Source organism: Bacteroides sp. An19 (assembly GCF_002160215.1).
Lineage (GTDB): Bacteria > Bacteroidota > Bacteroidia > Bacteroidales > Bacteroidaceae > Phocaeicola > Phocaeicola intestinalis.
In genome coordinates, this window is sequence record NZ_NFKD01000001.1 from 153,212 (window position 1) to 173,376 (window position 20,165).

The 20,165-nt window shown below is 46.2% G+C and carries 25 protein-coding genes and 1 pseudogene; 20 read left to right on the forward strand and 6 right to left on the reverse strand.

Going from position 1 to position 20,165, the window contains the following annotated elements; all coding sequences use genetic code 11:
• The 7 genes and pseudogenes from B5F25_RS00810 (at position 1) to B5F25_RS00840 (ending at position 6,043) form a co-directional block, all read left to right on the forward strand.
• The gene (locus B5F25_RS00810) at positions 1-420 is read left to right on the forward strand and encodes a PIN domain-containing protein (protein WP_087246993.1); all 420 of its coding nucleotides are present in this window, start codon (positions 1-3) and stop codon (positions 418-420) included.
• A gap of 210 nt (positions 421-630) precedes the next feature.
• Positions 631-999 carry a glycosyltransferase gene (locus B5F25_RS00815; RefSeq protein WP_087246995.1) on the forward strand — a complete coding sequence of 123 codons (369 nt, stop codon included), beginning with the start codon at positions 631-633 and terminating at the stop codon, positions 997-999.
• A gap of 4 nt (positions 1,000-1,003) precedes the next feature.
• Positions 1,004-1,768: a glycosyltransferase family 4 protein gene (locus B5F25_RS00820; RefSeq protein ID WP_087246996.1), complete on the forward strand. Its 765-nt coding sequence runs from the start codon at positions 1,004-1,006 to the stop codon at positions 1,766-1,768.
• Positions 1,769-1,819: 51 nt separating this feature from the next.
• Complete coding sequence (locus B5F25_RS00825) at positions 1,820-2,890, forward strand: glycosyltransferase (protein WP_087246998.1); 1,071 nt, start codon at positions 1,820-1,822, stop codon at positions 2,888-2,890.
• 12 nt (positions 2,891-2,902) lie between these two features.
• The gene (locus B5F25_RS00830; protein ID WP_087247000.1) at positions 2,903-3,919 is read left to right on the forward strand and encodes an NAD(P)-dependent oxidoreductase; all 1,017 of its coding nucleotides are present in this window, start codon (positions 2,903-2,905) and stop codon (positions 3,917-3,919) included.
• A 40-nt stretch (positions 3,920-3,959) separates the two neighbouring features.
• Positions 3,960-4,865 (forward strand): annotated as a pseudogene (gene rfbA, locus B5F25_RS00835) (glucose-1-phosphate thymidylyltransferase RfbA).
• A 47-nt stretch (positions 4,866-4,912) separates the two neighbouring features.
• Positions 4,913-6,043 (forward strand): dTDP-glucose 4,6-dehydratase, encoded by a 1,131-nt coding sequence (locus B5F25_RS00840; RefSeq protein WP_087247002.1) that lies wholly within the window; start codon positions 4,913-4,915, stop codon positions 6,041-6,043.
• A 136-nt stretch (positions 6,044-6,179) separates the two neighbouring features.
• Here B5F25_RS00840 and B5F25_RS00845 read toward each other — a convergent pair whose 3' ends face one another.
• Positions 6,180-7,469 (reverse strand): ATP-binding protein, encoded by a 1,290-nt coding sequence (locus B5F25_RS00845; RefSeq protein ID WP_087247004.1) that lies wholly within the window; start codon positions 7,467-7,469, stop codon positions 6,180-6,182.
• Positions 7,470-7,567: 98 nt separating this feature from the next.
• On the opposite strand from B5F25_RS00845, the gene B5F25_RS00850 reads away from it, so the two are divergent.
• Genes B5F25_RS00850 through B5F25_RS00860 form a run of 3 tightly spaced genes read left to right on the forward strand, consistent with a single transcriptional unit; the run spans position 7,568 to position 9,346 of the window.
• Complete coding sequence (locus B5F25_RS00850) at positions 7,568-8,017, forward strand: hypothetical protein (RefSeq protein WP_087208329.1); 450 nt, start codon at positions 7,568-7,570, stop codon at positions 8,015-8,017.
• Complete coding sequence (locus B5F25_RS00855; RefSeq protein WP_140406833.1) at positions 7,972-8,544, forward strand: hypothetical protein; 573 nt, start codon at positions 7,972-7,974, stop codon at positions 8,542-8,544. The genes B5F25_RS00850 and B5F25_RS00855 overlap by 46 nt, the downstream gene beginning before the upstream one ends.
• 1 nt (position 8,545) lies before the next feature.
• Positions 8,546-9,346, forward strand: coding sequence for a hypothetical protein (locus B5F25_RS00860; protein ID WP_140406834.1), 801 nt, complete (start codon positions 8,546-8,548; stop codon positions 9,344-9,346).
• A gap of 193 nt (positions 9,347-9,539) precedes the next feature.
• Here B5F25_RS00860 and B5F25_RS00865 read toward each other — a convergent pair whose 3' ends face one another.
• A complete protein-coding gene (locus B5F25_RS00865) occupies positions 9,540-10,421 on the reverse strand; it encodes an arginase family protein (protein ID WP_241148326.1) in 882 nt (293 codons plus the stop codon).
• 226 nt (positions 10,422-10,647) lie between these two features.
• Here B5F25_RS00865 and B5F25_RS00870 point away from each other — a divergent pair, with 226 nt between their 5' ends.
• Both B5F25_RS00870 and B5F25_RS00875 read left to right on the forward strand, forming a co-directional pair.
• Positions 10,648-11,010 (forward strand): helix-turn-helix domain-containing protein, encoded by a 363-nt coding sequence (locus tag B5F25_RS00870; protein ID WP_087247012.1) that lies wholly within the window; start codon positions 10,648-10,650, stop codon positions 11,008-11,010.
• A 61-nt stretch (positions 11,011-11,071) separates the two neighbouring features.
• A complete protein-coding gene (locus tag B5F25_RS00875) occupies positions 11,072-11,662 on the forward strand; it encodes a sugar O-acetyltransferase (protein ID WP_022040859.1) in 591 nt (196 codons plus the stop codon).
• Between the two features lie 223 nt (positions 11,663-11,885).
• Here the strand turns inward: B5F25_RS00875 and B5F25_RS21015 are convergent, their stop codons facing one another.
• Positions 11,886-12,293, reverse strand: coding sequence for an MATE family efflux transporter (locus B5F25_RS21015; RefSeq protein WP_140406835.1), 408 nt, complete (start codon positions 12,291-12,293; stop codon positions 11,886-11,888).
• Between the two features lie 399 nt (positions 12,294-12,692).
• Between B5F25_RS21015 and B5F25_RS00885 the strand changes: the two genes are divergently transcribed.
• The 7 genes from B5F25_RS00885 to B5F25_RS21445 all read left to right on the forward strand — a co-directional run bounded on the left by B5F25_RS00885 (position 12,693) and on the right by B5F25_RS21445 (position 16,198).
• On the forward strand, positions 12,693-13,229 hold the full coding sequence (locus tag B5F25_RS00885; protein ID WP_022040862.1) for a nitroreductase family protein: 537 nt from the start codon (positions 12,693-12,695) through the stop codon (positions 13,227-13,229).
• Complete coding sequence (locus B5F25_RS00890; RefSeq protein WP_022040863.1) at positions 13,226-13,558, forward strand: hypothetical protein; 333 nt, start codon at positions 13,226-13,228, stop codon at positions 13,556-13,558. The genes B5F25_RS00885 and B5F25_RS00890 overlap by 4 nt, the downstream gene beginning before the upstream one ends.
• An 18-nt stretch (positions 13,559-13,576) precedes the next feature.
• Complete coding sequence (locus tag B5F25_RS00895; RefSeq protein ID WP_206423520.1) at positions 13,577-14,389, forward strand: Rossmann-like and DUF2520 domain-containing protein; 813 nt, start codon at positions 13,577-13,579, stop codon at positions 14,387-14,389.
• 59 nt (positions 14,390-14,448) lie between these two features.
• Positions 14,449-14,601, forward strand: coding sequence for a hypothetical protein (locus B5F25_RS21440; protein ID WP_158098054.1), 153 nt, complete (start codon positions 14,449-14,451; stop codon positions 14,599-14,601).
• Positions 14,602-14,669: 68 nt separating this feature from the next.
• Positions 14,670-15,188 (forward strand): HAD-IIIA family hydrolase, encoded by a 519-nt coding sequence (locus B5F25_RS00905; protein WP_022040865.1) that lies wholly within the window; start codon positions 14,670-14,672, stop codon positions 15,186-15,188.
• Between the two features lie 33 nt (positions 15,189-15,221).
• A complete protein-coding gene (locus B5F25_RS00910) occupies positions 15,222-15,803 on the forward strand; it encodes a Maf-like protein (RefSeq protein WP_191763679.1) in 582 nt (193 codons plus the stop codon).
• A 212-nt stretch (positions 15,804-16,015) separates the two neighbouring features.
• Complete coding sequence (locus tag B5F25_RS21445; RefSeq protein WP_162608579.1) at positions 16,016-16,198, forward strand: hypothetical protein; 183 nt, start codon at positions 16,016-16,018, stop codon at positions 16,196-16,198.
• 34 nt (positions 16,199-16,232) lie between these two features.
• Here the strand turns inward: B5F25_RS21445 and B5F25_RS00915 are convergent, their stop codons facing one another.
• The 3 genes from B5F25_RS00915 to B5F25_RS00925 all read right to left on the reverse strand — a co-directional run bounded on the left by B5F25_RS00915 (position 16,233) and on the right by B5F25_RS00925 (position 19,393).
• Entirely contained in the window at positions 16,233-17,396 is a 1,164-nt protein-coding gene (locus tag B5F25_RS00915; RefSeq protein ID WP_087247020.1) for a DUF3843 family protein, read from the reverse strand.
• A gap of 14 nt (positions 17,397-17,410) precedes the next feature.
• Positions 17,411-18,586, reverse strand: coding sequence for an MFS transporter (locus B5F25_RS00920; protein ID WP_022039412.1), 1,176 nt, complete (start codon positions 18,584-18,586; stop codon positions 17,411-17,413).
• A 153-nt stretch (positions 18,587-18,739) separates the two neighbouring features.
• Positions 18,740-19,393 carry a YbjN domain-containing protein gene (locus B5F25_RS00925; RefSeq protein ID WP_162608568.1) on the reverse strand — a complete coding sequence of 218 codons (654 nt, stop codon included), beginning with the start codon at positions 19,391-19,393 and terminating at the stop codon, positions 18,740-18,742.
• Positions 19,394-19,563: 170 nt separating this feature from the next.
• On the opposite strand from B5F25_RS00925, the gene B5F25_RS00930 reads away from it, so the two are divergent.
• Positions 19,564-20,124: a DUF4251 domain-containing protein gene (locus B5F25_RS00930; RefSeq protein WP_022039414.1), complete on the forward strand. Its 561-nt coding sequence runs from the start codon at positions 19,564-19,566 to the stop codon at positions 20,122-20,124.
• The last annotated feature ends 41 nt before the right edge of the window (positions 20,125-20,165 follow it).

A 20,165-nucleotide genomic window follows, 5' to 3' on the forward strand; every position in this document is an offset into this window, starting at 1 on the left:
ATGAGAATCTTTATTGATACGAATGTGTTGATTGACCTTCTATGCGAGCGTGAAGGTTACGAACAGGCAGGGCATATTTTGGCTTTAAGCGATAATCCTCAATGTGCCCTTTACACGTCTGTCCTCTCAATAGCAAACTTGGCATACATCTTGCGGAAAACATTGAAAGGCAAAGCATTGTATCAAGCATTGAACAAACTATCCAATCGCTTGAACATTTCTCCGATGACGCAAGAATCCTTTGAAAGAGCTTTATTGTTAGAAGCTTCCGACTTTGAAGATGCGTTACAATATTACAGTGCCTTGCAGGCTGATTGTGAAGTAATTGTCACTCGCAATAAGAATGACTTCAAATTCAGCGAGATTACAGTATCTTCTCCCGATGAATTCTTAGTGCAATTCTTGCCATTCTCGAAATAAAACCTTCAAAAACATTTTTAATACACCTATATCCGTAAGCCTCCGAAGCTATGTCCGCAGGCCTACGGACTTAGCTTCATGCCCTGCCGCATCTAAAATACATTTCGAAATATCCAGTTCTTTAGTTTTGAGTTTCAAATCCATAAATGTCTTTCCATGCTTCAACTTAAAAACTAAAGAACTCACAAACTAATAAACTCTTTATTTTTTATGGACCAACGAATTACTGTCCTGCACATCGCCGAATGTGCGGGAGGGGTGGAACGTTATCTGCAGATGCTGTTGCCACGTCTGGAGGCAAAGGGATTTTGCCAGTTCTTCATCTGTTCCTACAATTACGACAAGCGTAACTATCAAGGCATGGTGGACGGAGTAGAGCAAATGGACTTACAGCAGACGTTCTCGCCTTTGCAAGTTATCCGGAAGATTCTTTCCATCCGGAAGTATATAAAAGGTATCTGTCCGGATATCGTATATTGCCATAGCAGTTTTGCGGGCGGATTGGGACGGCTGGCTGCATGGGGATTACCCTGTAAGATTGTCTATAACCCTCACGGATGGGCTTTTAATATCAGGTAGGCTTATGAAATTGAAAAGCATCGTGTATTTGCTGATGGAAAAGTGCCTTTCGCCGTTGACGGACAAAATCGTCTGTATATCGGAAGCGGAAAAGGAATCGGCGGAAAGAAACCACATCGCCAGAAGGGATAAATTAGAACTGATACCCAACGGCATAGATATTTCTGCGGTCAGAAATGCAATACCTAAACAAAGAAGTGAGTTGGGTATACCGGATGAGGCTTTTGTGGTAGGCATGATAGGCAGATTGTCCCCTCAAAAGGCACCGGATACATTCATCCGTGCAGCCAAACTTATCCACGAATCAATTCCAAACTCGGTTTTTATCATCGTAGGTGACGGTGAAGAACGGGAATCCGTAGAAAGCTTTGCGGAAGAAAACGATTTGAAGCTGTATGTGACAGGGTGGACGGATGCGCCTTATTCTTATCTGAAAGTTTTCGATGTGGCATTGTTGTTGTCCCGTTGGGAAGGCTTCGGACTTGCCATTGTAGAATATATGGCGGTCGAGAAAAATGTGGTGGCATCAAGGACCGATGCGATACCGACTTTGATTGAAGACGGAACGGACGGGCTATTGGTGGAGGTGGACAATCCGGAAGACGTAAAAGACAAAGTACTTTGGTTATATAATCATCCAGAAGAAGCAAAAATCATGAAAGAAAAAGCATTGGATAAAGTAATCCGGAATTATGACATCAGCCGTGTGGTAGAGCAACACGCGAACTTGTTTGTTAATATTTGTAAACAGGGGGGGGGTAAAATGTAGGCTTGTATTTTCAGTTTGTGATGCCTTCCAAAATGATGAAAGGAGGGCGGCATGAAGATACTTCATATTGCCGAACCGTTTGCTACAGGCGTGTTGAGTTTCCTTATGGATATCACTAAACGGCAAGCAGACGACCATGAGGTCTACATTGCGTATGGCATACGCCCATTAACCCCCTCAAATGTAGAGACCCTGTTCGATAAGCGTATCCATCTGATTAAGGTTGATAGTTTCAAAGGGGCATTGGGCACAGTCGTTAACCCGAAAGCATATCTGGATGTGTATAGGCTTTATAATCAAATCAAGCCGGACATTGTACATCTGCACTCTTCCGCTTCGGGATTCGTCGGGCGTTGGGCAATACCTTGCAGGAAAACGAAAGTGTTCTATACTCCTCATGGATTCTCATTCCTGATGCAGGACGGTTCCGCATTAAAACGGAAAACGTTTTGGTTATTGGAATATCTTTCTGCTAAACGGAAATCGAAAATTATTGCATGTAGTGAAGGGGAATATAAAGAAGCATTAAAACTTTCTAAGAACAGTACCTATGTGAATAATGGTATTAATCTGAAAGAGCTTATTCCTTTACTCGCAAGCTCTTCCTTAAACTTCCATACTCCCATAACCGTCTGTACAAGCGGAAGAATCCTGTATCAGAAAAACCCGCCTTTATTCAATCAAATCGCACAGTTGCTTCCTGAAATCCGTTTTGTATGGATAGGGGAAGGGGAACTGAAACCGGAACTAACTTCGCCCAATATCGAAGTGACCGGATGGATTACACGTGAAAAGGCATTGGAAACACTCTGCTCTTCTGACTTTTTCATTTTACCTTCCTTATGGGAGGGGCTGCCTATCTCGTTGCTGGAAGCTATGTTTTTGAAAAAGAGATGTCTGGTAAGCAATGTAATAGGAAACCGTGATGTCATCCGGTCGGGAAAAAACGGCTTTATCTGTAACAAGCCGGAAGAATACGCAACTATTATCAGACGTATAATAAAAGGAGAAATAAATGGAACAAACATTGCGGAACAAGCCTCGAAAGATGTAGAAAACAACTATAATGCCGCGACTATGGCAAATAAGTATTCGGAAATTTATTGTCAACCTATTCTATAAGCATCTATTAATATGAACTATTTTATCACTGGAGGTACTGGATTTATCGGTACACATCTTACTAATCTCTTAAAAGAAGTACATCCCGAAGCGAATATTTATAATTTGGATATTGTAGAACCCGGCACTCCGCTTCCTGCAGTAAAAGGGCATTACCACTCTCCATTAAAAAAAGGCAAGACATTACAATCTACCTTTATTTATTGCGATGTAAGAAAGCCTATCGAACTGGACGTGCCTGTATCGAGTGAAGACATCATCTTCAACTTTGCCGCAGTGCACCGCACGCCGGGACATCCTGACCATGAGTATTTCGAAACAAATATCCGAGGGGCTGAGAATGTGTGTGCGTTTGCAGAAAAACATGGCATCAAGAAGATAGTTTTCACTAGTTCCATCGCTCCATACGGGGCTGCGGAAGCATTGAAGGAAGAAACTACTTTGCCTACTCCAAATACTCCATACGGCATCTCGAAGCTGGTTGCCGAGAAAATCCATCAAGTATGGCAGGCCCGTAATGAGCAAGAACGTCAATTGACCATTGTCCGTCCGGGTGTAGTGTTCGGTAAGGGAGAGAACGGAAACTTTACCCGGCTGTATTGGGGGATTCGTAAGCATACATTCGCTTATCCGGGGCGGAAAGATACCATTAAGGCGTGTATTTATGTGAAAGAACTTGTAAGGTTTATGCTGTACCGCTTGGAACATCATGAACAGGGGGTAGAATTATACAACTGTTGCTATGAACCGGCTTATACGATAGAACACATTGTGCAGGCTATGAAAAAGGTGACAGGGCTGAATCAATATGTTCCTTACATTCCGAATGCCCTGATTATGCCAGCCGCTTATATAGCGCAATGTTTAGGCAGTCCGATGGGTATCTGTCCGGCTCGTGTAAAGAAGCTCCAGATATCTACAAACATTTGCGGAAAGAAGCTCGCCGCTTCGGGTTATCCTTTCCATTATACCTTTGAAGAAGCCATTGCTGACTGGTTTGAAAACAATGATCGGCAATGCTTGGAATAACTATAATTCGCTTAAAATTTAAACTTAATATGTTCAAAGAATGAAAGGAATCGTATAGGCCGGTGGCAGCGGTACACGTCTGTATCCTATCACCAAGGGAGTGAGCAAACAGCTGCTTCCCATTTTCGACAAACCGATGATTTACTACCCCATTTCGGTATTGATGTTGGCGGGTATCCGGGAAATCCTGATTATTTCCACGCCTTACGACCTGCCGGGATTCAAACGGCTGTTGGGCGACGGAAGCAATTTCGGCGTACGCTTTGAATATGCCGAACAGCCTTCACCCGACGGACTGGCACAGGCTTTCCTTATCGGAGAGGAGTTTATCGGTGATGACTGTGCCTGCTTAGTATTGGGCGACAACATCTTCCACGGAAACGGATTCAGCACCATGCTGAAGGAAGCGGTACGCACGGCGGAAGAAGAAGGAAAAGCCACCGTATTCGGCTACTGGGTGAACGACCCGGAACGTTACGGCGTGGCGGAGTTCGACAAGAACGGGAACTGCCTGAGCATCGAGGAGAAACCGGAGCATCCGAAATCGAATTATGCGGTGACGGGACTGTATTTCTACCCGAATAAGGTGGTGGAGATAGCCAAGAACATCAAGCCTTCGGCACGTGGCGAACTGGAAATCACGACCGTGAACCAGTGTTTCCTGAACGACGGGGAATTGAAGGTGCAGACCTTAGGCCGTGGTTTCGCGTGGCTGGACACGGGTACGCACGATTCTCTGGCTGAGGCTTCCACCTACATCGAAGTGATAGAGAAACGCCAGGGTCTGAAAGTGGCCTGCCTGGAAGGTATCGCTTACCGCAAAGGGTGGATTACGGCAGACCAGCTGCGCGAAGAAGCCAGACCGATGCTGAAGAACCCTTACGGGCAGTATCTGCTGAAAGTGATAGACGAGGTGGAACGAACTGGGGAGGCAAACCTGGATTAAAAAGGAAAGTAAGAAGCATTATAGAGAAATTTAAAAGAAATGTACTTATGAAGAATATCATCATAACGGGCGGCGCGGGCTTTATCGGAAGCCACGTGGTGCGCCTGTTCGTAAACAAATATCCTGAATACCGTATCATCAACTTAGACAAGCTGACATATGCCGGCAACTTGGCTAATCTGAAAGACGTGGAAGACAAACCGAACTATACTTTCGTAAAAGCCGACATCTGCGACTATGAGACGGTGAAGTCGCTGATGGAGAAGTACAACGTTGACGGAATAATACACCTTGCGGCAGAGAGCCACGTTGACCGAAGCATAAAAGACCCGTTCACCTTCGCCCATACAAACGTAATAGGAACTTTGACGCTGCTCCAAGCCGCAAAGGAATATTGGGAGAGCCTACCCGAAGGATATGAGGGGAAACGCTTTTACCATATCTCTACGGATGAAGTTTACGGAGCATTAGAGCTGACCAATCCGGAGGGAATTGAATCTCCGTTCACTACAAAAGCAAGTTCGGAGCACCACCATGCCTATGGAACCGAGTTCTTTACCGAGGAAACGAAGTATAATCCGCATTCTCCTTATTCGGCTTCAAAGGCAAGTTCAGACCATTTTGTCCGTGCTTTCCACGACACCTACGGAATGCCGACCATCGTAACCAACTGTTCCAACAACTACGGACCTTACCAGTTCCCTGAAAAACTCATTCCATTGTTTATCAACAACATCCGCCACAGGAAGCCGCTGCCGGTCTATGGAAAAGGCGAGAACGTAAGGGATTGGCTGTATGTGGAGGACCATGCAAGGGCGATTGACCTCATCTTCCATAAAGGCAAGATAGCCGACACATACAACATCGGCGGCTTCAACGAGTGGAAGAACATCGACATAATCAAGGTTGTCATCAAGACCGTTGACCGTCTGCTCGGAAGGAAGGACGGCGAGGACATGGACTTGATAACCTACGTCACAGACCGCAAGGGTCACGATATGCGTTACGCCATTGACTCACGCAAACTGCAACGCGAACTTGGCTGGGAACCGAGCCTGCAGTTCGAGGAAGGTATCGAAAAGACTGTCCGCTGGTATCTGGATAATCAGGCATGGATGGACAACGTGACGAGCGGTGACTACCAGAAGTATTACGAGGAAATGTATAAGGAACGGTAAACGTCTTTTTTGCCAACTCAAGGGCAATGCCGTCCCTTTTGTCCCATATTATACTTAACGGCTGTTTTTGGCTATGGTAAACATAGCTGGCATACGATGTACCATGGAACGTTGTTGCCGGGAGCGCGAGGGTTATTTATAGGCAAAAGTTTACCGCATAGAGCGGCTTGTTTTCCATCCATCCTTGGTCCTTGTAAGGCAACATCGACAGGCGCATTCCTTTCAACTGGGGATGTTTGTCAATATAGGTACGTAGTGATTTCGAACGGACATTTACCTCTGCTTTCACTTCGATAGGGATGACCTTTTCATCCTTTTGGATGAGAAAGTCTATTTCTACTCGCGAGTCATTCGCACTGTAATAATAGGCAGGGATGCCCTTGGACACCATCTGGGTAAGCGCAAATAGCTCGGTGAATGCGCCTTTGTACTCACTGAAACAGCTTTCGCCGACCAGAATGGTCTCTGGGGGCGTGTCTACCATCGCGCCCATCAAGCCGACATCGAGGGTGAACAACTTGAAAGCGGAAAAGGCCTCGTAAAACTTCAGCGGAAGCGACGGTGTGGTGACGCGGTTGACACGGTAGACCAGCCCTGCGTCGATGAGCCACTGTATGGCCAGCTCAAACTCGGAAGCTCGGGCACCCTTCTTGATGGCACCATAGATAAATTTCTTGTTGTCCTTGGCCAGTTGTGAGGGAATGGTGTCCCACACCTGGTTGATGCGCGGCACTTGACTTGAAGGGGCATGCTTGGAGAAGTCGCGGCGGTAGCCGAACAATATTTGCTTTTGAAGGTTTCTCACCTCACTGATGTCATGACTCCTGGTGTACTCGCTTACCACCGCCGGCATACCACCCGTGAAGTAATATTGACGTAGACAATCGGTTAACTTGCCGGCAAAAGTGTCTATCACGTTAAAATCCCGTGTACGCAATATGTCTGCCAATTGTTTCTCACCAATGGCCATTAAGAACTCATCGAACGTCATGGGGAACATCTTGATCACGTCTACCTTACCCACAGGAAAGGAGGTGTCGCCATGCAACGATATGCCCAACAATGACCCTGCCACGGCGACATGATACTCGGGGGCGTTCTCGCAAAAATATTTCAAGGAGTTTAATGCCAAGGGATTTTCTTGTATCTCGTCGAGGATAATCAGCGTTTCGCCAGGCTTGATGCTGACATGGGTAACGGCAGACAAGGACAAGATGATGCGGCGGATGTCATAGTCCCGCGAAAATATCTTCGTAACCACATCGTTGTTGTCGCAGTTGACGTATGCAATGTTTTTGTATTGCGTCCTGCCAAATTCTTTCAAGATATATGTCTTTCCCACTTGCCGCGCACCATTGAGGATAAGTGGCTTACGGTTGGTTTTATTCTGCCAATCAATGAGTTGAGCTAATATATTACGTTCCATATCGCATTTATTTGCACGAATAACTGGCACAAAGTTACATTTTTTTGCATGAATAAACAAGTGTTCCCTACATTTTTCTGCACGAATAGGAACTGTGGTTGTGCTATCCGAAGGCAAGGAAGCTGGGCATGACCGCCACGCCTTGCCGGTTGAACCGTAAGGGATTCACAGACTTATTTGACACGCTCATCACTTCGGACAGCATCGCGGACTTTATCAGGCAGGGATGGTTGTCCGCTTTCGACTATGTGTCTATAAGGCCGGGCAGTTACGATCAAAGGCTCATAGACGGCCTGTCGAAACGTGGTGCCGACGGCGATTATCAGGTCAAGGAAATGGATGCTGTGCTGAACCGTAGACCGAGCATAGAAAGGCTATATGAAAGCGTGCTGCTGTATGCCGACGGAAAGAAAGGCATCGTGTATGCGATAAACATCAGCCACGCACGGAACATTGCTGAATATTACAAGGAACATGGGATGAATGCCGTCGCCATATCCAGATGGCAAGGCCGACACTCTCTCTTGCCAAATACCTGCAGCAAGTAGGACGCGGACTCAGGAAAGTGGATGGCAAGGAAACGTGTGTGCTGATTGACAACGTGGGGCTATACCACATATTCGGGTTGCCGACCGCTTATCGGGACTGGCAAGCGATGTTCGAAGGGCGTATGGCAGGAAAAGGTTATGCTAGCCATATTGGCATGGCAGTCCGTGACAGTTCTATATCCATTCCTACAGTCGCGGATAACGGGCTTGAACTTATAGTGTCGCACGACAACCTTATGACGTATCTTAACAAAGAATTGTCCCGTCCAAACAATACGGCTTGCCTGAAAGCTTGTAAGGACGTGGCGAGTGGACTGTACGGACTGAGGCGCGGAAATATGATTACCTGCAAACCGCAGTTTGTGAGGGTGTTTGATATTCAAGAAGACTTTGCCATCGTAAGGCTGGTGAACTTGAGCATGGCCGTGGTAGACGATAGGAAAAGTGAAGCACAGCCTTGCCGGTTACAAAAGCGTAAGGATTCAGGAAAACCATATTATCGCTGTTACGGACAAGAGGAACAATGAAATGTACATCGACCTATACAGCGGACACTTGTACACGAGGAAACCTAAAGTTGTTAGGTTGGGAGACGTGCAGCTGTTGGAGGTGGACGGCATCTACTACAGCCGCACACGGGAACTGTACAAAAGCAGGAGGAGTACAAGTGGGACAAACATCCTTACCTGCGGGCATTATGTGCGCATCGTAGATTATTTTTCACCTCCCCGATGCAGGCAGGTCAACGAGGACGATGCCACGTGGGGGTATGACTGCGTGTGCCTGCTTGCCGGAGACCACGACACATATTATCATTATTGCGGGATGTTGACTGGTGGAGACATCGTAATTGTCGACAATGCCGGGAAGTATTACCTTGTGGAGGATGCAAGCAAGGCTAAGCGATACATAGCCTGCGAGCATCCCCAAACAGCGGAAGAGGACTTCGATGGTGTCATTCAACGGCTGAAGTCCGAAGCCATGAAACGCTTGACGGAACGAAAGATGGAAGAGTGGCAAAACGATGAACGGAAGCACAGGGCGCGGCTTGACGAGCTGAAAGCCGCCGTGCCGTTCAGGTCTGGTCTGAAATGGGGATTGCAGTTGGACGGGCGTGTTGTCGTACCACCAATTTACAGAAACATCAAAAGCCCCGTGGGCTGTTATTGCGCCGTGGAGGGCAACCCCAACCAATGGGGCATCATCATGGTGGCTGGGAAAGTGGTGATAGAAACGCGCTACACGGATGTGGAGATAAACGAAAACGGAACGGCCCGGCTGACAATAATACCAGGGAAAATCAAGACGGTGAATCTGAGAAAACAATAAGGTCGCATAATGCTTGCTTGGCTGTGTAGCGGTCAGACAAGAGAAATAAAAAGCCTTTGCATTTCTGTTTCAAACAGGAGGCAAAGGCTTTTCTTGCAGTAGGACAGATAGGTTTCCGCCACATCCGAATATTTATTGCATGGACGTCTTTATGCCAAGCTCCCTGCAATGCTTACACAATAAATACAAATCCTTATTTCAATAGCGGAAGTTGCTCCAGCATGTTCTTGATGCGGATAGCCGTGCGGGGCATAGGTTCGGCTACGGTCAGCCCTACAATATCCTTTTCCTGCCCAATATCGTTTATCACACGCACCACTTCTGCGATTTTCATTCCATCCGGGACCACACCGACCGCCGCGATGATTTCCGCCGGGTCGAGTACATCCATATCAAAGTGTATGACAACTTTGGATGCTCCGCACGATTGTAACCATTGCCGGACCGCGTCACTGTTCTCGCGGACATCTTCCGGTGTCAGGTGCTTGATGCCATATTGTTTCTGCCTTGCTTTGATTTCGTCACGCTCCCAATCGCGCAATCCGACAAAAAGAATCTTGGAAGGGTCTATCTTCATCGGCAGTTCTGAAACAAGCTGTTTGTCGCCCAAGCCCATGCAGGCTGTTACCGCCATGGCATGATAGCCCGCATAGGCATCGCCGGGCAAGGTGATGTCCGGATGTGCGTCAATCCAGACCATTGCAAGGTTATCCTTGTATTTGTCCGCAAGATAGGTAAACGGAACAACGCTTGCCGAACATTCTCCGCCCAGTGTTACGATTTTATCGGGATGGGTTATCTTCAAAATATCCAAAGCCGCTCGGGTCTGCGCGATGAGTGCCTCTTTGTCCAAAACGCCATCGGTTACTTTACGCTCTATCTTGTCGGTTGCCACAGGAACCGTGTAGGTTTCTTGCCCGCTGTCCGGTGCAAGGAAATTCAGCAACTGCGCCCCAAGGTAATATCCCCTCGAAGCCTGCTCCGGGTCTTTCACTTCCGTTATCCAGTGGGCGATGTCGCCACCTTGCCACTGGGGATAGACCAACCGGATGGTTTTTGTACGTTGATTATCCATTGTTAATACATTATTTTGTGCCTTGCCGGAAAACAGCGTTCCGCATAGCAAGGCGGTTACTAATAACATTCTGTTCATATTCCCCTTTTTTGTGTGCGAAGATAGCATCCTTACGCCACGTCTGCAAGTACGGGCAAATTATTCATATACGGATAAATTTGTCCCTATATCCGTTTCCAGTCATAAAATGTGTATTTTTGTCCTGCGAATTGACAACATCAAATATATGTATAAGAAGAAAATACCCTTAGACCTGGATTGCGGTGTGGCCATAGCCATGGAAGTCATGGGTGGCAAGTGGAAATCGTGCATCCTCTACGAACTGGAGAAAGGCTGCAAACGTCCCAGTGAACTGCACCGGCATTTTGAGGATACCAGCCCCCGCGTCATCAACCAGCAGTTGAAAGAACTGGAAATGCACGGCATGATAGAGAAAACGATTTATCCCGAACTTCCGCCCCACGTGGAATATTCCATTACGGACGACGGACGGAGCCTTATGCCCATTATCCGGATGCTGGAACAATGGGGAAATGATTTCCGCCCGAAGATGGTGCGGATATTGAAAAAAACGGGAATGGCGGAATAGTTTTTATATACAATTGTAGCACGAAAAAGTTATCTTTGCCCCGGATATAAATCAAGCAAACATGGAAACAGAAAAAATGAAAATGAAAGCAGGCAAGTTGTACGACGCCAACTATGACAAAGAACTGTTGGCGGAACGTGCGGCATGTGCCGATCTGACTTACGAACTGAATCAGTTACGTCCCTCCAAAGCGGAAGAACGGGATGCGTTGGTAAGGCGCATATTGGGTAAAGTGAAGGGCAACTGCACGATTGTCTCTCCTTTCTTCTGCGATTACGGCTATCACATCGAAGTGGGTGAGAATTTCTTCGCCAACATGAACTGTGTCATCCTCGACGAAGCCCCGGTGAAATTCGGCGACAATGTGTTCGTGGCTCCGAACTGCGGCTTTTATACGGCAGGGCATCCGCTGGATGCAGAACGCAGGAATCAGGGACTGGAATATGCACGTCCCATCACGGTAGGCGATGACGTATGGATAGGAGCCGGTGTCAGTGTGCTGCCGGGCGTGACGATAGGCCAGGGTGCGGTTATCGGTGCGGGCAGCGTGGTGAACCGGGATATTCCGCCACGGGTACTGGCCGCGGGAAATCCCTGCCGGGTGATTCGTGAGATTACAGAAGAAGAGGACTGCACCGTGACACCCAGGTAAGACGCGATGTACTTCATGGGGATTTGCTGGATGACCTCCGGATATTCGTCCAGAAGCGTCAGGTAGCGTTCGAAAGCATTCTTTTTCCATAAGTCCATGAGCCAGTTCTCGTAGAGCAGGATAAAGTTCTCCAGCATCCTGCGCCCTAAATTTGCCATGGCAATGGAGGAGTTGAAATGCCTGTGCAGTTCTTCTTTGGAAAGGCAAATGGCCTCGCTCTCCGTCATGGACTCGAACGACAGGCGCGAAGGCTCGTCGGAAATATAGCCCCAGACGGAAAACACCAGTTCGCCCGGCGTGGCAAACCAGGCAGTAGCTTCCTCTCCGTTCTTGAAGTGGTAAGCCCTCCAGATGCCTTTGGTGATGATATACACGTTGCTGTCGACCTCATCTTGTGGACGACGATTTCATTCGTCTTGAAACCCAAAAACAAGGTCTCTTTCACACGGTTCAGATGACCGGCTCCGTAGTTGAACGACAGGATAGGCACAATGCCGTCCGACAGTCCCACGAACATCTGGACCCCCAAGTTCAGCATATAATTGATGGCCGTAAATGCAGCTACTCCCACTTCTCCCCAGTTCTTCATCATCACCCAGTTGAAGAGGAATACCGTAATGCCGGCTGACAAAGGTAGTAAGTAGATGTTGAGAATTAGTTTATATAATGTGGTCGGCTCAGAAACGCAGATTAACGCAGATTTTCGCGGATTCTTTTAATTTACTATTTTTCGATTTACGAAGTACGATTTAAAGCTCAAATAGTAGATAGTAAATTGTCAAATCGTAAATTACAATAATCTGCGCTAATCCGTGAAAATCTGTGTTTCTGGTAATATCATTTAATTTTGCACACTTACTTAAAAAGAATAAATGGATATTCAACGACAGTCAATACGTCCCTCCTGAAAAATAAATATATACTGCATTCTTTATGTGGTCAGATTGGCAAATAGCTATAAGTTAGGCGGCATTTTATTTGAGCATTCCGGTTTTTACCTGTATCTTTGTCATCGCTAAAATCAAGCTTTATGGAAAACTTCAGTGAATTAATCAAGAGACGGCGCAGCATGCGTAAATTTACCGGCGAAGAATTGACTCAGGATGAAGTGGTATCATTGCTGAAAGCTGCATTGATGTCACCCACATCGAAACGGAGCAACAGTTGGCAATTTGTGGTCGTGGACGACAAGTCTACGCTGGAATTGCTGTCGAAGTGCAAAGAAGCGGGGGCTTCGTTCCTGAAGGATGCCGCAGTGGGCATCGTGGTGCTTGGCGACCCGTTGGCAAGCGATGTGTGGATAGAAGATGCATCGGTAGCTTCCATCATGATTCAGCTTCAGGCAGAAGACCTGGGGCTGGGCAGTTGTTGGATTCAGGTACGCGAAAGATATACAGCTACAGGTATGTCGGCCGATGAGTTTGTGCACGGGGTGTTGGATATCCCTTTGCAGCTTCAGGTACTTTCCATTATTGCGGTTGGGCATAAAGGCATGGAGCGGAAACCTTTCGATGAAGACAAGCTGCAATGGGAAAAGATACACCTTAATAAATATGGTGAACGATGACTGCAAAGGCTTCGAATCATAAAGACACGTATCGTGCTACGGCAGTGTTCTTGGGAATAATGGGACTTCTTTATTTGCTCGACCGTCTGATTGGTTTCGCTGCCCATGGTTTGCCTTGGGTGATGCAGAAAGATACGATGTTGCTCTATGCGGCGGTTATCTTTTTATGGTTTAAGGCGGACAAGTCGGTAGGAATTGTCCTGGCAGGTATCTGGTTGATACAGAACATCGGACTGGTAGTTTCTTTGTTAGGACAGATGTCGGGCTATCTGCTTCCTGTAGCATTGCTCCTGATAGGTATCTTGTTGTATTGGCTTTCATCCCGATAAATGAAGAATGAGAAAATAATGAATAAAGAATTGATAGACGGACAGCCTGTGTCCTTGAAAAAGGTCGTATTGGTGGGTGCCGGAAATGTGGCTACCCATCTGGGACCGGCATTGTGCGATGCCGGTTATGAGGTTGTACAAGTGTTCAGCCGTACCGAAGCCTCGGCTTCGGCATTGGCCGGTAAGTTGCACTGTCCCTATACGACAATGCTTGACATGGTGAATCCGGAAGCTGACATGTATATTGTATCTGTCAAGGATTCGGCTTTGGAAAAAGTGATACCTCCTTTGGTAAGTCGTCATCCGGATGCTTTTTTTGTACATACGGCTGGAAGTATGCCGATGAATGTATGGAAAGGGCTGGCGTGGCATTATGGAGTGCTTTATCCGATGCAGACATTCAGCAAGGGTAGGGGGGTAGACTTCTCAACGGTGCCTTTTTTTGTCGAAGGGTCGGGAAAGGAAGAAATGGAAACCTTGAAAATATTGGCAGGGCAGTTGGGAGGAAAGGCATACGAGGCTACGTCCGAGCAACGCCGCTATTTACATGTTGCTGCAGTGTTTGCTTGCAATTTTGCCAATCACATGTATGCTGTGGCAGAGCATTTGTTGGCATTACACGGATTGCCTTTCGGGGCGATGTTGCCTTTGATAGACGAAACGGCACGCAAAGTACACGAGCTTTCTCCCTTGGAGGCACAGACCGGACCGGCAAGGCGGTATGACGAAAATGTAATCAACCGTCATCTGAGCATGCTTGCTGATGAACCTGAACTTGCCGAGCTATACGAGTTGATAAGCAAGAACATTCATAAGTTTTTAAGTCCTTGAGTTTATGAACTTTTTAGAAGCTGTTTTGAATTTATCGTGCGCTGATTTGGGATGAGTTTTTGAGGCATTTTCGCTTCTGTGATGAGGAAGATAGCGGGCTATCTGACGAAGAACAGGAGCGAAAAGGACCAAAAAATCGCCCAAAGCACACACGAAAACGGATACATCAAGCCAAGAAAAACTTTTTGGAGAAATTCAAAACAGCTTCTTAGTTTTTGCATAAGAATAATTGAACTAATGAACTTACAGACTCACAAACTAAAAAAACACAAACTCAGATATGATTAATTATGATTTGACAAAAATACGGGCACTGGTATTTGATGTGGACGGAGTGTTGAGTGCCGAAACCATTCCGATGAGCATGGAAGGTGAGCCGATGCGGACGGTGAACATCAAGGACGGATATGCTTTGCAGCTTGCCGTGAAATGTGGGTTGCATGTGGCAATAATTACAGGAGGCCGTTCGGAAGCGATACGGAAACGCTACGAAGGGCTAGGGGTGAAAGATATCTATATGGGTGCGTCGGTAAAAACCAACGAATATGCCGACCTGTTGGCAAAATATGAGTTGATGCCGGAGGAAGTATTGTATATGGGTGATGACATTCCCGACTATGATGTGTTGCGTATGGTGGGTTTGCCTTGTTGTCCTGCCGATGCCGCCCCCGAAATCAAGGCGATATGCAAGTATATTTCCCATCGCAAAGGAGGATACGGATGCGGAAGGGATGTGGTAGAACAGGTATTGCGTGCACAGGGCAAATGGATGTCGCACGCGGATGCTTTCGGATGGTAAATGCATGAATATTAAAAATAGAAGAGTGATATGATATTGGAGAATTTACAGAAATACAAAGTGAAGCTTGCTTCCAATTCACCCCGGCGCAGGGAATTGCTTTCAGGCTTGGGCATCGATTATGAAGTGAAGGTGTTGCCAGGCATTAACGAAACATATCCTGAATCGTTGAGAAGTGAAGAAATACCGGTATATATTGCACGTGAGAAAGCCGATGCTTACCGTAAGGATATGGATGCGGACGAATTGATTATCACGGCAGATACCATAGTGTATGTTGATGGTGAAGTGTTGGGAAAGCCGGAAGATGAAGCAGATGCTTGTCGGATGTTGAAGAAGTTGTCGGGACGGACTCATCAGGTTATTACAGGAGTATGCCTGACTACGGCAGAGTTTCAGAAGACATTTGCATCAGTGACAGAAGTGACTTTTGCTTCGTTGAGCGAGGAGGAGATACATTATTATGTTTCCCGTTATCGCCCTTTCGATAAGGCAGGTGCATACGGCGTGCAGGAATGGATAGGTTATGTTGCTGTGGCCAGCATTCAAGGGTCATTTTATAATGTAATGGGGTTACCAGTGCAACGCTTGTATCAGGAATTGAGCAGTCTGTAAGGTATGTGCAATCATAAAAATGAATGTCCGCATTCTGACCGATTACCCTACATGGGTTGCTTGCGGAATTCATTCAAAGCTCAAGTAGACCTTTTGATGAACATAAGTGAGTTGGCTGTTTCACATAAGTAACCCAGGCGTTTCACATAAGTAAGTCAACCTTATCACTTATGTTCGTTTTTTCTCAGAAGCTGTTTTGAATTTATCGTGCGATGATTTGGGATGAGTTTTTGAGGCATTTTCGCTTCTGTGATGAGGAAGATAGCGGGCTATCTGACGAAGAACAGGAGCGAAAAAGACCAAAAAATCGCCCAAAGCACACACGAAAACGTATACATCAAGCCAAGAAAAACTTTTTGGAGAAATTCAAAACAGCTTCTCAGTGTTGTCCGTAAATTCCTTATACTCTAGGAGACAGATTTCCTGTCTTTAGTCACCCCGGTAATAGTATAGTAAAGCGTGACGGGCGATGAAATCCAGATTCTTTTGTATCAGGTCTGTGTTTTTCCCTTCTGGAAGTGATGCATCGGGAAGTAAGCCGTTGCGGATGCAGTAGGTGAGCAGGTCGGGAGGGCAGAGGCTTTCTTCTGTCAGCAACCGGAAAGCGTTGGCTTGCGCCAGGCTATGGTCATACATCGGATTGTTTTTGTCGGCTATGTATTCGCAGATGTCTTTTGCCAGGAGGATTCCTTTGGCGGGATTCGTCATCAGAATGAAATTGCGGTGTGCTTTCATTTGCGGCAAAGTGTGGTTGTCGTCATCTTGCCAGTGCAATGTATCGACCAGGAAGCGTCGAAGTTCACCGTATCCGTTCAGGTAAACAATGGAAGTTCCGTCGGTTCCTTCGGTGAAGTCCCGGTAGATTTTCTCATTAGCCGCGGCTATGTGTGGAGGTAATACAGGTTCTTCTGTGAATAATCCTTTTATTGCTTTCCAGTCGGTGTTGTCCGAAAGTATGCTTATCCATTCGTGGAGAAACAGTGCCAAGGGACCTGTTGGCATAATGAACCGGTCGTTAGGTGCTACGTGGTTGATATAAGGATACATCGAAGGTTCGGTCAGGTACGTGTGCCCGAAAAGCCAGGTCAATTTGCGGTCGGCATCGGTTTCACTATCGAAAGAAGCAAAATAATTTTTCAGTACAGGATTTTCAGGTGCTTCCTCGTATGCTTTGTCCAGGATGGAGTAAAAGCTTTGTGCCAGGTTGGTGATACGGGTATCTTCGGGATTAAGGTAGCTGGAAGTTATTCCGGCCTTCTGCCAGGTGTTCCAAATCAGGAAACGCAAATCTTCCTCGTTGATTTCATCGGGATAATAGGAAGCATCGATAGTATAAAATGGAAGCATGGTACCGTATAGTCTTTGGTGCTCGCCGGTAAAGCTTTGCCAGAGTTGCAGGCCGGATATTTGATCTTCAAGATATGCCGAAGCATAGAGCGCCAGCTTTTTGCGGAGAGCTTCGGGCAGTCCTGTCGTAATGCATGCATGGAACAGGCGGTTGGCAAGTTCCACGAAATAAATGTCGGAAGGCTGTAGGGTTGTATAAGGATGAATTTGCAGCCAGTCGTTTGCGTAAATGTTTTTTTGCTTCATGAGAGTGCTATGTTTTAGTGTTTGGCAAAGAGGGTAATAAGTAAGGAGGTTCCGGCAAGGCAGACACCGGTCAGGGTGACGCCTGTCCATCCGGCATGGTGCCAAAAGGTTCCGGCGAGAAAAGTCCCAAAAGCACCTCCGATGAAATAAGTAGTCATGAAAATAGTGTTGACACGGTTTGCGGCACGTGGAGCCAGCGAAAGGGCACAGGTCTGATTGCTGATTTGTATGCATTGCATGCCAATGTCTATCAGGATGATGCCGGCAATGATGCCTGCGTAACTATTCTGGAAAAGGTAGAGGAGACACCACGATGCAATCATAATGCCACAACCGATGAAATTGAAACGCCTTACTCCGTAGCGGTGTACATATCTCCCGACGAAAGATGCAGTCAAGGCTCCTGCCATGCCGCATAGTCCCAGCATTCCAATGATGTTGTTTCCTGCATAAAAGGGAGCTTGGCTCATCTTGAATGCAAGACAAGCCCACAAGGTAAGAAAACATCCGAAACAAAGTCCGGCACGGAAAGATACCAGGCGGAGTGTGGCATTCTGCCGGATGAGTGTAAAGACCGATTTCATCAATCCCCAATAGCTTCCTTTAAAATTGGAAGGCATGTCGGGTAATGTGCGTATGATGATGAAAATGCAAGCCAGCATCATGCCTGCCGCAATGTAGAAAATGGTCCGCCATCCCCAGTATTCGCCTACAATGCCACTTATCACGCGTGACCCTAGTATACCGGTCAGCAGTCCGCTGATGAGTAGTCCTACATTTTGGGCTTTCTTTTCGGGGCGTGAAAACTGGGCAGCTATTGGGATGAAGATTTGAGGCATGACCGAACAGATACCCGTGATGAGCGAGGCAAGCAAAATAAAATGGATGTTTGTCGCTACCGCTATGCCGAACAGTGATGCTGAAAGCAGCAGAAAATTGACAACGATAATGTTTCGCCGGTTATAGAGGTCGCCAAGTGGAATGATGAACAGCAGTCCTGCTGCATAACCTATCTGGGTGGTCATGGGAATGAGATTGGCGGTAAATTCAGAAATATCCAACTCATCGCTGATACGATTCAACAATGGTTGGTTGTAATAAAGGTTGGCTACCGAGATGCCCGCAATGATGGCTAGTGTCCACAGCAGTGAGGCGGGTAAGCCTTTGTTCTCTTCCAATGTTTGTTTCATGTCAAGGAAATCATTTTTCGTTAAGTGGCGCAAAGTTAAGAAACTATTTTGAGATAGACCGCTATCTTCCTCGTAGTAGAGACGTAAAATTTTGCGTCTTTGCAAGAAATCATCCCTGATTCATGATAAATTCAAAACAGTTTCAAATGCTTTTTATGCATTTTGTTCCGCTTTCGTCTCGATGGGCATTGTGTTTTCCTTGTATGCGGCGAATCCTTTTACTTTAACCCGTTCCTTTTTCTCTTCTTCAGCTACGGTAGCATTACCCAGTTGGTTCAGGTTTTCTTTGATGGCGTTGTGTGTGTCGAAGAAAAAGTCGAGCAACATTTTCAGGTGTTCTTCCAGTTCGCCTTCGTTGGGCGAAAAGTATGTATGGCAACGCGAATGCAGTCCTACGGTTTTCCCGTCCTCATCTGCCATGTAAACGGTAGTGACCAGCGAATTGACATTGACCAGGTTGATTATTTCTTTCAATACGGGGAAGGCTTCGTTGTCGGTATTGATAGAGCCCCACCATGGATTCCATATCATGATGAAACGGTTTTCTTCTTCGGCGGCAATGTAGAAATCGTCTCCCTGATACTTGAAGGCGATGTGTCCTTCCTCGTTTTCCTCGGGTTGGCATCCTATCTTTTTCAAGGTGCTGACTACCAATTGTTTTGTACTGATTTCATCTAGTTCGTCCTTGGTCATTTGTTCCAGATGTTCCAGCCGTTTTTTTCGTTCGTGTATGATGCGAATCAAGAACAATACAATTGGCCAAAGGGCAAGGGCAATGACGGCTACCAGTATGGTGATATCTGAAATGCTGTTCATAATGATGGAGTTTTAAGATTTATACACTTAAAGATACGAATAATCTTGATATAGATTAAGCTTCTGCTTCCTTTTATATTTTTTTAATCTAATATTCCGCAGTAAAAGGACTTTGAGTTTGTTTTATAGACAAACATTAAACAAAAAAGGAGAGATTGATTATGAAAAAGATTTTATCAACTTTAGTCATTTGTGTGGCATTTTTAAGCACTGGGGTGCTTCAAGCCCAAGAAACAGAACGTGAATTGACTCGTGAAGAAAAGAAAGAAATGCAAGCCAAATTGGACAGCTTGCTTTTCGAAGAAGCGAAACAAGCCTTGAATGACAAGGCATTTACTTTAGAAGCCGACAAAGTTGTCTTCAAGTATGGACAGATGGCATATGTCAATTCGAATACAAATTTTGTATCTGTAGATGGTGAAAAGGCGGTTGTACAGGTCGCTTTTAATATTCCAGTCAGTGGACCGAACGGGCTGGGAGGTGTAACGGTAGACGGTTCGGTATCTTCTTATGAAGTGAAAGAAGACAAGAAAGGCAATTTGCGTTTGACCATGAATGTAATGGGAGCGGGAATTTCGGCAAGAGTGGAAATTGGCATGATGAAAGGTTCCAATCAAGCATCGGTCGAAATCTTTCCTAATTTTAATTCGAACCGTTTGACTTTGAATGGTGTTTTGTTACCTTTGCATAAGAGTACAGTATTTAAAGGACGTTCGTTTTGATAGAATGTGATGGATTGACCAGGAAACTGGCGTGACATTTT

Coding starts and splice junctions, on each gene's coding strand:
- B5F25_RS00810 (WP_087246993.1), top strand. CDS start 1: ATGAGAATCTTTATTGATACGAATGTGTTGATTGACCTTCTATGCGAG.
- B5F25_RS00815 (WP_087246995.1), top strand. CDS start 631: ATGGACCAACGAATTACTGTCCTGCACATCGCCGAATGTGCGGGAGGG.
- B5F25_RS00820 (WP_087246996.1), top strand. CDS start 1,004: ATGAAATTGAAAAGCATCGTGTATTTGCTGATGGAAAAGTGCCTTTCG.
- B5F25_RS00825 (WP_087246998.1), top strand. CDS start 1,820: ATGAAGATACTTCATATTGCCGAACCGTTTGCTACAGGCGTGTTGAGT.
- B5F25_RS00830 (WP_087247000.1), top strand. CDS start 2,903: ATGAACTATTTTATCACTGGAGGTACTGGATTTATCGGTACACATCTT.
- B5F25_RS00840 (WP_087247002.1), top strand. CDS start 4,913: ATGAAGAATATCATCATAACGGGCGGCGCGGGCTTTATCGGAAGCCAC.
- B5F25_RS00845 (WP_087247004.1), bottom strand. CDS start 7,469: ATGGAACGTAATATATTAGCTCAACTCATTGATTGGCAGAATAAAACC.
- B5F25_RS00855 (WP_140406833.1), top strand. CDS start 7,972: ATGGCAAGGCCGACACTCTCTCTTGCCAAATACCTGCAGCAAGTAGGA.
- B5F25_RS00860 (WP_140406834.1), top strand. CDS start 8,546: ATGTACATCGACCTATACAGCGGACACTTGTACACGAGGAAACCTAAA.
- B5F25_RS00865 (WP_241148326.1), bottom strand. CDS start 10,421: ATGGATAATCAACGTACAAAAACCATCCGGTTGGTCTATCCCCAGTGG.
- B5F25_RS00870 (WP_087247012.1), top strand. CDS start 10,648: ATGTATAAGAAGAAAATACCCTTAGACCTGGATTGCGGTGTGGCCATA.
- B5F25_RS00875 (WP_022040859.1), top strand. CDS start 11,072: ATGGAAACAGAAAAAATGAAAATGAAAGCAGGCAAGTTGTACGACGCC.
- B5F25_RS00885 (WP_022040862.1), top strand. CDS start 12,693: ATGGAAAACTTCAGTGAATTAATCAAGAGACGGCGCAGCATGCGTAAA.
- B5F25_RS00890 (WP_022040863.1), top strand. CDS start 13,226: ATGACTGCAAAGGCTTCGAATCATAAAGACACGTATCGTGCTACGGCA.
- B5F25_RS00895 (WP_206423520.1), top strand. CDS start 13,577: ATGAATAAAGAATTGATAGACGGACAGCCTGTGTCCTTGAAAAAGGTC.
- B5F25_RS00905 (WP_022040865.1), top strand. CDS start 14,670: ATGATTAATTATGATTTGACAAAAATACGGGCACTGGTATTTGATGTG.
- B5F25_RS21445 (WP_162608579.1), top strand. CDS start 16,016: ATGATTTGGGATGAGTTTTTGAGGCATTTTCGCTTCTGTGATGAGGAA.
- B5F25_RS00915 (WP_087247020.1), bottom strand. CDS start 17,396: ATGAAGCAAAAAAACATTTACGCAAACGACTGGCTGCAAATTCATCCT.
- B5F25_RS00920 (WP_022039412.1), bottom strand. CDS start 18,586: ATGAAACAAACATTGGAAGAGAACAAAGGCTTACCCGCCTCACTGCTG.
- B5F25_RS00930 (WP_022039414.1), top strand. CDS start 19,564: ATGAAAAAGATTTTATCAACTTTAGTCATTTGTGTGGCATTTTTAAGC.